The organism is Facklamia miroungae (genome assembly GCF_012396555.1).
In the GTDB taxonomy this organism is placed as follows: domain Bacteria; phylum Bacillota; class Bacilli; order Lactobacillales; family Aerococcaceae; genus Facklamia; species Facklamia miroungae.
Genome location: NZ_JAAXPS010000002.1, coordinates 243,901 through 256,195, shown reverse-complemented (window position 1 = coordinate 256,195; position 12,295 = coordinate 243,901). Strand labels below are relative to the sequence as shown.

Below are 12,295 nucleotides of genomic sequence, written 5' to 3'. Positions count from 1 at the left end.
TATATTATAGCACAAGAATGAAAATAATAGATTTACCCTCTTTCATTTTTTGGTAATATACGTTACAATGATGCATATCATAAGACAGAGTAAAAGATAGAACGTTAAGTGTTGTTGGATGGGATGTGGCCAGCAAACGAAAAGAATTATTCTTGCGATACTATCTTTGCATTCGCTGCATAAATATTATTTGTAGCGCTCTCTTGTCAAATTAAAGGAGCGTATTTTTTATGGAAAAAACAGATTCTCGTCGTGTAAGTTCTTATGGTCAAAAAGGGAGATTAACGACTCTTCAATTAACCACTATGGCTTTACTTTTGGCTTTTCGTATTATGTTAGCCTATATTCCAGCTTTTAGAATTGGTGAAATTGCCCAAATAGGAGTTGGCTTCATTGGTACAGCAATCTCGAGTGCTATTATCGGTCCATGGTGGGCTATCGTTCTTTCAATGGCAAATGATATCATCACTGCCCTTTTAAATGGTTATAGTTTCTTTTTTGGTTATACTTTGAGTGCAGGTCTAGCAGGTTTCATTTATGGTTGGTTTTTATGGCGTAAAGAACTTAATTGGAAAAATATCTTAATAAGTGTCTTATTAGTCACTTTAATTGTTAACCTAGGTCTTGGTTCTTTATGGATTCGTATGATGCAAGGTAAAGCATGGGCAGCCTTTATGCCCATTCGCATTGCTAAAAATGCTGTTTCCTTCCCTCTAAATACAATCATCTTAGTGATCATACTACAATTACCTGTTATTAAGCGTCTCATTCGAAAATTCCAATTTTAATAGAATTTTATTAATTCACTAGTCGATAAAGCACTATTGAATAGCCCAATGACATGATAGTGAAATACTAAGTAGAGAGCAGGATTATGCTAAATCTTGCTCTCTCTTTTTTTAAAACTATTACAAATTACAATAAGAATTGTTTTTTAAACAATCATTTTATAGTCTGTTTAATAAAGTTGTTTAACAATCTGATTAAAAACGGTAAAAACTTGTGACTTTTATTGATTTTACGTATAATATGAAGATATGAAAATAAATGTAGCTTGCAACTACAGGAGGTAAATTATGGAAAAAAACTATCGTGTATTACTCTATTATAAGTATCAAAAAATTGACGACCCTGAATTGTTTGCTAAAGATCACTTAGCTTTCTGCCATAGCATTGGTCTTAAAGGACGCGTTTTGGTAGGGCAAGAAGGTATCAATGGAACGGTTTCTGGTACAATAGAGCAAACGCAAAAATATATGGATTATGTGCATTCTCTACCAGGTTTTGAAGACTTATGGTTTAAGCAGGATCCAGCGGATGATTACGCTCATAAAAAGATGTATGTACGAACTCGTGAGGAAATTGTTGCTTTAAATTTAGAAGAAGACATCGATCCTCATCAACTCACGGGTCAATATTTATCGCCAAAGGAATTTAAACAAGCCCTTCTTGATGAAGATACTGTCGTTTTAGATACGCGCAATGACTACGAGTATGATTTGGGGCATTTTAAAGGAGCAGTCCGACCTGAAATACGTAACTTCAGAGAGCTACCTGATTGGGTCAAAGAAAATAAAGAGCAATTTATGGATAAAAGAGTTGTTGTTTATTGCACCGGAGGTATCCGCTGTGAAAAATTCTCTGGTTGGCTTTTAAAAGAAGGTTTCAAAGATGTTGGGCAGTTACATGGCGGGATTGATACTTATGGGAAAGATCCCGAAACAAAAGGTGAACTCTGGGATGGAAAAATGTATGTATTCGATGAAAGAATAGCTGTTCCTGTTAACCAAGTAAATCCAACAATCGTTGGAAAAGACTATTTTGATGGAACTCCTTGTGAAAGATATGTAAATTGTGCAAATCCAGAGTGCAATGAGCAAATTTTAGCATCAGAAGAAAACGAAGCTAAATTCCTACGCGGATGCAGTCAAGCTTGTCGCTGTCATCCACGTAATCGTTATGTAGCTGAGCATAATCTTTCAACTGACGAATGGGAAGAAAAATTAAATGCAATTGGAGAAAGCTTAAATAAATCACATTCTGCTTAATTTAAGCCTGTAAAGGGGATAGTGAAATGACTAATGAAGAAAGCAAGAAGCATCTGCCACCTTTGGATGGTCATGTATCAAAAGATTCAATTCAAGAAAGACGTCGAAGGTTAACAAATTTGAAGTCTTCACGCTTTGTTAACAGTAAAGAGGCTCGTTCAAGACGCCTAAAACGAATTGATGAACTTGAAAATGAGAGCTTTAAAGATGTACAGATGCCGACGCTCCATTCTGATTCAAATGAAAAAAAGCAAATAAAAAGTAATAGACAACACTCGATTCAATCGAAGCGATCCATTCCGGAAAACAGTGGATCAGGACTCCTCAGCGATCAAACCCTTGAATCACCAATCGGAGAAATTAAAGAGACCCGATTTTCTAATGAAGAAGCTGAATTAGATAAAGATGATTCAAAAACCGATTCATTTAATCAAAACGATGAAACGATCTCAAGAGATGAAAGTTTTGATGATGTTTCGCAAAAAAACTTTTTTCAACGCTATATCCACACAAGGAAGATGCGAAAAAAAGCTGCACGTAATCAACTGTCTTTAAAAGGTCTCAATCGAACATCAAAAATGTCTATAGTTGTCTCTGTTATTTTTAACGTGCTTAAGCGCATATTTATTTATATTGTTTTTATTGGGCTTTTGCTTGGCTTTCTCTTATCCGGAATTGGAATAGGTTATTTTACTTCTCTTGTTTCTGATACGACTCCACCAACTAAACAAGAAATGGCTGAAGCCATTAATCAAGTTGAACAACAATCAAGTCTTTATTATAATTCGGGCGACCTTATTGCCGACATCCGGTCAGATGTTGTAAGATCAGTGACAAAGTTGGAAGATATCTCACCTTATATAAAACAAGGATTAATTTCTATTGAAGACCAAGCCTTCTATGATCACCTAGGTGTAAATCCTAAGTCAACGCTAAGAGCTATTCTTCAAACACTAATATCAGGTTCAGGGACAGGCGGATCAACTTTAACACAGCAACTGGTTAAACAACAGTTATTGACTAATGATGTCACTTTTTTTAGAAAGGCTAATGAAATCTTACTAGCTTTAAGACTCGAAAAATACTTTACCAAAGATGAAATATTGAACGCTTATCTTAATGTTTCACCTTTTGGTCGTAATAATATGGGGGATAATATTGCTGGTATCCGAGAAGCTTCGGAAGGGATATTCGGTATAGAACCATCAGACGTTAATTTGGCTCAAGCAGCTTTTTTAGTTGGGCTACCCCAAGATCCTTATACTTATACACCTTATAATTATAACAGTTCACTCAGAGATGATTTTGAAGCCGGCATTAATCGAATGAAAGCTGTGCTTTTCAGTATGTATCGCAATAAAGTTATCACTAAAGAAGAGTATAATGCAGCGATTCAGTATGATATCAGTAAAGATTTTCTTAAACCAAAAGACCGACCCGTTGAACGTCAATCCTACTTATATCAAACAATAATGAATGAAGCAATCAATAAATTAATGGAGATTAATATTAATGATGATGGTCTTCAAGTCAGTGATGTTTTACAGGATACAGATATGTATAACCAATACTACTCTGAAGCAGAAAACCAATTACGTACTGGTGGCTATCAAGTTTATTCTACCATCGATAAAGAAATTTATGATCAATTACAAGAAACAGCCAAAGAATATGTAGAAACTTTAGGTGTAAGTTATGATGGAGTTTATACTGACCCTAGTACCGGTGAAGAAATATATTATGTTGAAAATATACAAACTGGAATTGTAGTGATTGAAAATACGAGTGGTAAAGTTTTGGGCTTCGTTGCCGGAACTGATTACGATAACAACCAAATTGACCATGCTTTCGCAACTCGTCGCTCCCCTGGTTCAACAATCAAACCACTGGCAGTCTACGCTCCAGCCATCGAAAATGACCTTATTGCCCCTGCTACCATTGTTCCTGATACACCATTTGTCGAAACATACGCGGATGGTACGCAGTGGAAACCGACTAACTATGGCGAATCGATTTCAAATCAATTTATTTCTGCTCGTGAATCGCTCGCTAAATCACTTAATTTACCAACTATACGAATTTATCAAGGCTTATTACAGCAGAATGTACCTGTTTATGATTACCTAAAACTGATGGGCTTTAAAGAAGGTTTTGCCTATGATAAGGATGAAACGAACAACCTTGCCTTTTCAATTGGAGGTGTTAGTACAGGTCCTACTGTATTTGAACAAACTTCTGCCTTTTCAACTTTTGCTAACGACGGTTACTATGTTCAAGGCCATATCATCAGTAAAATTGTTGATTCTTTTGGTAATATTGTCTTTGAACAAGAGGTTCAACCACAAAAGGTATTTAGTGAAGACACGAATTATTTGATGGTAGATATTTTACGAGATACTACCGAGTTTGGTTCAGGTCAATACGCTAAGGCAAATTTAAAAGTGCCTGGTGATTGGATTGCTAAATCTGGAACAAGTGAGAATGCTAAAGACCTCTGGTTCATAGCTTCTACACCTGCGATTACAATAGGATCCTGGGCAGGCTATGACTCTCAATACTATGAATATTTTGTCAATCCAGACGATGGACTTGGAAACGAATCAGTGCGTTCGCAAGTTTTCTGGGCCAATATAGCTAATGCACTATATGCCATTCGACCTGAAATTTTTGGTTCCAATGAAATTTTTGCTCAACCTACTTCAGTAATTAGTCAAAACATAGTTGCCCTTACTGGAACTTTACCAGGCAGCATTACCTATAATAATCGAATTGCTAACCTTTCAGGTCCTCTTAAACAAGACCTCTTTAAGCAATCGAAGCCCGCTGCTGCCCTCAGCTATAATTTTATGTTCAATGCTAATGATGAAGAAATAGGTCGTTTCTGGGCAGCATATATGCGCTCATTAGAAGAAACGACAGAATCGACCTCAACTAGCGAAGAAACAAGCGAAGATCCTAATTCAACTAGTTCAGAAAACACAAATGAAGATGGAAGCATTTCTACCACGGACCCTATTCCTGATACAGTTACAGAAGAAACTTATTATGAAGAAATTTCGTCCTATTAATTGGTTGGATATAGCGATCAAAAAGAGCTATGAGTTAATTTGATAACTCATAGCTCTTTTAAACATTTAATTGGTTTAATTACTGATCGTCGAATCGCGATGAACAAGTTTATGTGGCAAAACAATTTGACGTTGATCTATCTCTTCATCATTCATAATCTTGGTCAAAAGACGCATTGCTACTGCACCAACATCGTACAGAGGATATTGTAAAGAAGATAATTGAGGACGTGCGTATTTGGTTAAAACTGAATTTTTACTAGTAATAACTTGGAATTCCTCGGGCACTTTAATTTTTCTATCTGTAAGCACATTAAGAACTGCAACAGCTAAAAAGTCTTTTGTTGCAATAACTCCAGTCGCTTTGGCAGCTAACAGCTGGTCCACAATAATATCACCCTCATCATCGGTGAAATCACTTTGGATAATTAGATCATCATCAACCGGTATATTATGCTTAGCCAAAGCGGATTTATATCCCGGAATTCGATGAACCCGATTTGCATAATACTTTTCTGAATCAGTGATAATTGCCGGTCTATTTCCTGATTGAAGTAAGAAGTCAGTCATTTCTTCAATGGCTTGACGAATATCAATTGAAACTGTATATAAGTCAGGATCTTCACTGACCATTCCTGCAATAACAACCGGTGTTCTTGAGGACTTGATAAGCGAGGTAAGTTCTTCCCCCACGTTATAGCCCATATAAATAATACCATCAACTTGTTTAGCTAAGAGATTATTGAAAACATTAATTTCTTTATCGACACTCTCGTCAGCATTTGCTAAAATAATATCATATTTATACATAGCAGCAATATCATCAATTCCACGTGCTAATGCAGAAAAGAAGATATTAGTTATATTTGGAATAATGACCCCCACAGTGGTAGTTTTCTTACTAGCCAATCCTCTGGCTACCGCATTTGGCCGATAGTCTAACCGTTCTATAACTTCAGACACTTTTTTTCTTGTACTTGGTTTTACATTAGGATTACCATTCACAACACGTGAGACGGTGGCCATAGACACGCCGGCTTCACGAGCTACATCATATATTGTAATTGTTTGTTTTTCCATGCCTACCCTTCTTTCAAAATTTAATTTACTCTTTGAATTTAACATAAGAAGGTTAATAGTGCAAGCGTTTTCTATAAATATCGTCAAGTTTTCACAGTTTTTTCATAATAATAAAACTCCCTCAGTATGAGGGAGTTTTTAAAAGTTTAGTTTAAAAGTTCGTCAGTCTTCTTTTCAACTTCTTCTTTTACATCCTTAAACTCATCTTTAGCTTCAACTTCAATATCTTCAATTTCAGCTGTTAAGATATCTTTTGATTGATTTAAATCTTCTTTTACATGATCCCATTCTTTACTCGCTTCTTTCTTTAATTCTTCAGCGGAACGTTTAATTTGATCAGCCGAAGATTTAAGGTTTACACGAATATCTTCTCCTGCTTCAGAAGCGGCATCGTACATTTCAACGCCTCTTTCAACAGCATAATCAGTATAATCATTTACACGATCAATCCAATAGTCCAACTCTTCATTTAAGTCTTCTCGTAATTCTCTTCCAGACTTAGGAGCAAAGAGTAAAGCGGCAGCTCCTCCAATCGCAGCACCTAAGAGTGCGCCTGCTAAAAATCCATCATTATTTTTCATATTATTTTGCCTCCTTTAAATTAATTGAAATTTCACCCGCTGTTTTAGACGGTTGGCCTTGAATAAAAGAATCCAAAGTTCTTTGTTCCTGTTTTACTGGAACTTTATCCATTTGATCTGACTTTCTTGCCTGGGGTTTTACTTTGAAACGGTTGACCATTTTTGACGCTTTTTGAAGCGAATTGATCGGTGATTTTTTCTTATTTTTTTTCGAAAAATTCGAAACGAAATTAGTTGTCATTTCTTTAGTGGAATCATTCAACTCAGATACTGATGTTCCCACATCACCAATCGCAGTAAATAATGGATCCGTTTTACCCAATTTTCCGTTAAGGTCGTCAACAAGCGTATTCGCTTTATTAAGTAACCCCTCAACTTCAATTGATAAATGATCGACGTCTTTAGTCACTACATCAATCGTATTATTTAATTTACTCACCGTTTCCTTTAAATCGGTTAAAATGGCGCTAATTTTTACTAGGGTCATTGATAAGAATACAACAAGAATTGCAAAGGCTAAAGCTGCAATCAAAGCTGCAATTTGACCAAGTGTCATATCTAATCCTCCTTTGCTATGTTATTGATTTAAATATAGCATGAAAGCGTATTTAACTCAAAGAAAAGCCCTTAAAATGAGTTTATTTATTGTATACTTTCTTTCTATGGGCTGGGGCGAAATCAGTAATAATTAAGTCGTTCAAACAGGTTCTATGTAAAAAAGCATTGATTCGCTTCAAAATCATATTCCGTGTGATAATGCCAAGAAATTTTTTATCATGATGGTTCTCAACTACACATAAGAAGTTATTGTCGACTAATTTATGTAAAATTGATTCTAAATCCTCACTCATGGTAATGAATTCTGGTTTTCTTAAGTCTAAATGTTTGATTAATTTATGATTCAAGTTGTCAAAGTCTATATCTTCTAAAGATATTGCTTCTTTAACGATCATATTAATACTGACAAGTCCTACTATCTGATCATGTTGATTGACAACTGGAATCATTGAATAGTCCACTTGATTTAGGACTAGTAAGCCGTGAATAAGTGAATTAAAGTCATAAAGATACGCTACATCATCAGCTGAAATTAAAACTTCATCCAGACTCTCAACTATTTTTTTTGATAACTTAGGATCTATCAAGATCAATCAGCTCCATCTAGTTTAAAATAATGAGTTAAGTCTTCCAAAAGAACAGATTGGTGATTATAATAATCTACTTCTATAAAATCTTTTGAAATTTCAACGACTGCATAGGTTTTTGCTTGAATTTCACCTCTTGGTTGAGCGATCGATCCTGGATTCATTAGCAAAATCCCATCTTTCAGCTCAGCATACAAACGATGAGTGTGACCATGAAAAACAAATTGTGCATCTTTTTCAAGTGCCAAATCGAATAGCATTTGATTGCCTTGATTGACTTGAAACAAGTGGCCATGAGTGATTAACAATTTGCCAAGAGGTGTTTGTAGCGTTTCGATAGTCGGATAGCCTGGCGAAAAGTCCATATTTCCTGCCACTTTAACATCAACGAGTTGCCATATTGGATCTTCAAAGGAAAATTCCGAATCACCACAATGAATTATGTAATCTACTTTATCTCTATACTCAGTAAATATTTGATTGACGGTTGAATAATTTCCATGATTATCACTTAGAACTAAAAGTTTCATCATTAGCCCTCCAACCAATCATTTAATTTTTCTTGTAAATTTTTAACGGCTCGCCCGCGATGTGAGATTTCGTTTTTGCGTTCAGCTGACATTTGTGCAAAAGTTTTTTGATCTTCTGGATAGTAAAAGAGCGAGTCATAACCAAATCCTCCCTGTCCAACTGGTTCTTTAGTAATCATTCCTTCAACCATTCCTTCAACTATTAAAGAGTCTTTTTGTGGATCCGCTAAAACAATCGAAGTTATAAAATAGGCCTTTCGATCTGCTCCTTCAAAGCCCTTTAAATTATCCAGCAACTTAAGACGGTTCTTTTCATCATCTTTTTCTTCTCCAGCATATCGAGCTGAGAAAACGCCTGGTTCATTATTTAATTTTGGCACACATAAGCCCGAATCATCAGATAGGGCCAAACAGTTCATTTGATTAGCAATTGTTTCTGCTTTTAGTCGTGCATTTTCTTCAAAAGTCTTTCCTGTTTCTTCAACTTCTTCTACTTCAGGATAATCCAAGAGTGATTGCACTTGCAAGTCAATATTTTCAAATAGTGCTTTGAATTCTGCAATTTTTCCTGGATTATGACTCGCTATAATAAGTTTCATAAATAACTTCTCCTTTTATTTCACATTTTCTAATATCGAGATCGTCTTGATTCAACCAGTCGCTTGCCATTCGATGAAAACGATCCGCATCACCAGTCGTATAAAAGATATGTTTGGGAGATTGCATAGCTGCATCACTTGCTGTACGACTCAAATTAAAATAATCTAACAGCATGCTCACATCATTAATTGTTTCTACACCTGAATCAATCAAATGAACCTTAGGTCCGACTACTTCTTGGATTAAATCGCGCATAAGGGGATAATGTGTACAACCGAGTACCAATGTATCTATCTCTTCATCTAAAATGGGAGAAAGTTCTTGTGTGACCTTATCTTTAGCTCGGCCACTATATAGTTGACCTGTTTCGACCATATCGACAAAAGAAGGACAGGCTATACCCTTAACGGTCACATCATTTGTTTTATTGGTGATTGTATTTTCATAAATCTGACTTTTAATCGTTCCTAATGTTCCGATTACTCCTATTTTTTTATTATTGGTTTGAATAATGGCGGCTCGACTTCCAGGAGCAATGACACCAACCACTGGAATTGGTAAAGTTTTCTTAAGCTCCTCTAAAGCTGCGGCAGTCCCAGTATTACATGCTATTACGAGCATTTTGATCCCTTTTTCTCGTAAAAAGTTGCTTAATTGCCAGATATACTTTTTGACCTCTTCTAAGGGGCGAGGACCATAAGGACAACGTGCATTATCACCAATAAAAAGAATAGATTCGTTAGGTAGTTGTTTTAAACTCTGCTTAACAACGGTTAATCCTCCAAATCCTGAATCAATAAAACCAATTGGTAATTCTTTCATAAATTTTCCCTCACTTCACAACTATTATTCTAACATATCCGCATGAAAAAAGAATGAATCTCAACTTGTTATTTAAGCAAAAAACAAGGCTCTCCGAAAGCTACTTTCATAAAATAGCTTTAGAAAAAACCTTGTTTTTTAGTTTTTCATTGAATTAGATTATTCTTTTTCGTTTTTCCAAATAGCCAATGATTGCTTAAAGGTACCTATCAAGCCTTTTTCACTATAGACTAATACATTCGACTTATAGAAAGTAATTGAAAGCCAGATACATAGGGCTAAGAAAAGAATGGCAATTCCAACAGATAGCCAAATTTCACTTATAGCAACGGTATCATTAGCCAAACGAAATGGCATAACAAATGGTGTGAATAATGGGAAATATGATCCAAAGCGAACAATGGACGAGTTAGGTGACTGCATGGCATAAATAGATATGTAAAATCCGGCCACCGCCAATAATGTGATAGGAGCAATCATCTTATTTACATCCTCTGTCTTAGAAACCAGTGAACCCAAGAAAGCAGCAATGATTGAATAAATAAAAATACCAATTACCGCAAATAAGATTCCATACAAAATCACCGGCCTAGCTTCAGCAATATAACCACTGATCAAACTTGGGTCAAATCCGCTAGACATAGCTTCTGAACCTGCCTGAATGGAATCCATACTTTCAGGTGAATTCATCACATATTGAGCCATTACTAAACTGAAAATATAAGAGAAAATCACTCCGAGTATGGCATAGATTCCTAGCTGAGTAAGAATCACTAAACCTACCCCAATCAATTTCCCCATAAAATGTTGCGTAGCTGAGATACTGGATAAAATAATTTCCATTATTTTAGACCCCTTTTCAGCAGCGATCTCTTGTGAAACAATTGAAACATAGTTCATGATAAACATAAAGACTACAAAACATACAATATAAGCAATAGCAATTTTTGCTGCTGTAACTGGATCATCTTCAGAAACTTCGGTCACATCCCCATCTTCACCAGACTGTATACGGATCGTTTCAATATCTACCGAGCTTTCTTTTAACTGATTAACCTCTTCGGGTTTTAAGTTAAAAGCTTCTGCTTGTTTTTGAATACGATAATCTGATAATACTTCCTGTAAAGAATAAGTTGCTATATTTTTACCAGAATTATGACGGTAAAACTTAGCATCGATGTCCGTTCCTTGTCCATCTAGGACTAAATAACCATCAATTTCATCAGCGAATAAAGCTTCTTCAGCGCTCTTTTCATCAAAATCGAATTTATATTCGTTTTCATCTTCAATACCTTCTATCAATTGGTTTATTTCGCTATTATTAGAAACAATACCAACATTCCCGACTGAAGAACTGGACTGGTCTAAGTAAATGAAATAACCAATCGCTAATATTACCAATCCCATTAGGATAGGACCGGCTATCATCCAAAAAAAGGCCCAAGATTTTACATTTTTGCGATAAACTTCTTTTGCTACTAGCCACATTTTATTCATGAATTCGGTCACCTACTTTCAATTTAAAAATTTCTTCCAGAGTTGGTGGTTGTTGCGAAAACATTGAAATATACTGACCTTGAGTAATTTTTTGGAAAATACTTGGCCCATAGGATTCATCTGAAAGATTCAAGGTGTAATGATCAGGGCTAGTACGGATAACAGACTCGACCCCTTCTATTTCTGATAAGGATTCTTGATTCCACTTATTACTCTCAATATAAATACGAACGCGGCCAAATTGCTCTCTCACTTCATTAATCGTTCCATAAAGAACTTGTTCTCCATTGAGGATCATTGCTAATTTATCACAGATTTGTGAAACATTCTCCATATTATGACTTGAGAAAATAATACTGGATCCACCTGCTTTTAATTCCAAAATACCTTGCTTTAATAGATCTGCATTGACTGGGTCTAAGCCTGAAAATGGTTCATCTAAAATAACCAACTTCGGCCGATGAATTAAAGTTGCGATGAGTTGGATTTTTTGCTGATTCCCTTTTGATAAAGTATTAATCTTATCTTTTCTTTTTCCTTTAACAGCAAATTTTTCCATCCACTCGTCAATTTGCGTAATAATATCTTGATGCTTCATACCTCTTAAACTAGCAAAATAAATAATCTGATCTTCGATCGTCATCTTTTCATAAAGGCCTCGTTCTTCGGGGAGGTACCCTACTATATTATATAGTTGCTTATTAACAGGTTGTTGATTCCATGTGATTTTCCCACCAGGTTCTGGATTAAGAAAATCTAAAATCATTCTAAAAACAGTTGTTTTCCCAGAGCCATTTGGACCAATAAAACCCATGATCATTCCGGGTTCTATATCAAAAGAAACATTCTTAACAGCTTGGAAATTACCAAATTTCTTTGATAAATTTTGAACTTCTAACATTATATCCTCCTCTAAATCTTAAA

Annotated in this window: 12 protein-coding genes and 1 riboswitch; of the genes, 3 read left to right on the top strand and 9 right to left on the bottom strand. The window is 35.4% G+C overall.

The annotated features are described in order from the left end of the window. Nucleotides 1-83: 83 nt before the first annotated feature. A riboswitch (THF riboswitch) is annotated at nucleotides 84-180 on the top strand. Nucleotides 181-230: 50 nt separating this feature from the next. From HF969_RS03280 to HF969_RS03270, 3 genes are all read left to right on the top strand, one after another. Beyond that, nucleotides 231-788 (top strand): folate family ECF transporter S component, encoded by a 558-nt coding sequence (locus HF969_RS03280; RefSeq protein ID WP_090289344.1) that lies wholly within the window; start codon nucleotides 231-233, stop codon nucleotides 786-788. Nucleotides 789-1,076: 288 nt separating this feature from the next. Then, entirely contained in the window at nucleotides 1,077-2,048 is a 972-nt protein-coding gene (gene trhO, locus HF969_RS03275; RefSeq protein ID WP_090289343.1) for an oxygen-dependent tRNA uridine(34) hydroxylase TrhO, read from the top strand. A 26-nt stretch (nucleotides 2,049-2,074) separates the two neighbouring features. Then, on the top strand, nucleotides 2,075-5,116 hold the full coding sequence (locus HF969_RS03270; RefSeq protein ID WP_090289342.1) for a transglycosylase domain-containing protein: 3,042 nt from the start codon (nucleotides 2,075-2,077) through the stop codon (nucleotides 5,114-5,116). A 75-nt stretch (nucleotides 5,117-5,191) separates the two neighbouring features. Here the strand turns inward: HF969_RS03270 and ccpA are convergent, their stop codons facing one another. From ccpA to HF969_RS03225, 9 genes are all read right to left on the bottom strand, one after another. Beyond that, nucleotides 5,192-6,196 carry a catabolite control protein A gene (gene ccpA / locus HF969_RS03265; RefSeq protein ID WP_090289341.1) on the bottom strand — a complete coding sequence of 335 codons (1,005 nt, stop codon included), beginning with the start codon at nucleotides 6,194-6,196 and terminating at the stop codon, nucleotides 5,192-5,194. 146 nt (nucleotides 6,197-6,342) lie between these two features. Beyond that, complete coding sequence (locus HF969_RS03260; protein ID WP_090289340.1) at nucleotides 6,343-6,777, bottom strand: YtxH domain-containing protein; 435 nt, start codon at nucleotides 6,775-6,777, stop codon at nucleotides 6,343-6,345. Between the two features lies 1 nt (nucleotide 6,778). Continuing rightward, nucleotides 6,779-7,333, bottom strand: coding sequence for a DUF948 domain-containing protein (locus HF969_RS03255; RefSeq protein ID WP_090289339.1), 555 nt, complete (start codon nucleotides 7,331-7,333; stop codon nucleotides 6,779-6,781). 82 nt (nucleotides 7,334-7,415) lie between these two features. After that, a complete protein-coding gene (gene cbpB / locus HF969_RS03250; RefSeq protein WP_090289338.1) occupies nucleotides 7,416-7,922 on the bottom strand; it encodes a cyclic-di-AMP-binding protein CbpB in 507 nt (168 codons plus the stop codon). Between the two features lie 2 nt (nucleotides 7,923-7,924). Continuing rightward, the gene (locus HF969_RS03245) at nucleotides 7,925-8,452 is read right to left on the bottom strand and encodes a metallophosphoesterase (RefSeq protein ID WP_090289337.1); all 528 of its coding nucleotides are present in this window, start codon (nucleotides 8,450-8,452) and stop codon (nucleotides 7,925-7,927) included. Between the two features lie 2 nt (nucleotides 8,453-8,454). Then, entirely contained in the window at nucleotides 8,455-9,051 is a 597-nt protein-coding gene (locus HF969_RS03240; protein ID WP_090289336.1) for an XTP/dITP diphosphatase, read from the bottom strand. Beyond that, the gene (gene racE / locus HF969_RS03235; protein WP_090289335.1) at nucleotides 9,026-9,874 is read right to left on the bottom strand and encodes a glutamate racemase; all 849 of its coding nucleotides are present in this window, start codon (nucleotides 9,872-9,874) and stop codon (nucleotides 9,026-9,028) included. Before racE ends, HF969_RS03240 begins: the two co-directional genes overlap by 26 nt. A gap of 159 nt (nucleotides 9,875-10,033) precedes the next feature. After that, nucleotides 10,034-11,371, bottom strand: coding sequence for an ABC transporter permease (locus tag HF969_RS03230; RefSeq protein WP_090289334.1), 1,338 nt, complete (start codon nucleotides 11,369-11,371; stop codon nucleotides 10,034-10,036). Beyond that, nucleotides 11,364-12,272, bottom strand: a complete 909-nt coding sequence (locus HF969_RS03225) for an ABC transporter ATP-binding protein (protein ID WP_090289333.1) — start codon at nucleotides 12,270-12,272, stop codon at nucleotides 11,364-11,366. Before HF969_RS03225 ends, HF969_RS03230 begins: the two co-directional genes overlap by 8 nt. Between the last annotated feature and the right edge of the window lie 23 nt (nucleotides 12,273-12,295).